The organism is Mesorhizobium sp. M00.F.Ca.ET.216.01.1.1, from assembly GCF_004010325.2.
Taxonomy (GTDB): Bacteria; Pseudomonadota; Alphaproteobacteria; order Rhizobiales; family Rhizobiaceae; genus Mesorhizobium.
The window spans coordinates 1-389 of the sequence record NZ_SADR02000192.1; the positions used below are offsets into that span (position 1 = coordinate 1).

At 64.3% G+C, this 389-nt stretch carries 1 protein-coding gene; it reads left to right on the forward strand.

The features are described 5' to 3' along the window. The coding region (locus EN859_RS35675) for a LysR substrate-binding domain-containing protein (RefSeq protein WP_245525879.1) at positions 1 to 389 on the forward strand (389 nt) is incomplete at both ends.

Sequence of the window (389 nt, forward strand, 5' to 3'; positions counted from 1 at the left end):
CGCATGCTGGAAGGTGGCCTGCGCACGCGCCTTGTGGTCAGCGTGCCGTTCTCCCTGGCCGAGTTGTGGCTGGCGCCCAAGCTTGCCGTTCTGCGCGACGGCTTTCCGCGGATGGCGATCGATGTCCGCGTCGAGGACGATCCCGTCGACGTCGTGCGCCAGAACATCGATCTGCGCATCTCCGATGGAGATTATCACTATCCTGCGCTGAAGATGGTGCGCCTCGTTCATGACGCGGTGCTGCCGGTCGCACCGCCCGACTTCTGGCAACGCCACGGCGCCGCCGATTTGGCGGATATGCATGAAAGCCATTTCATCCACACCAACTGGGGTCCGAACTATGCCTCGCATCCGAGCTGGTCGGATTGGTTCGCGGCGGCCGGCGGGAC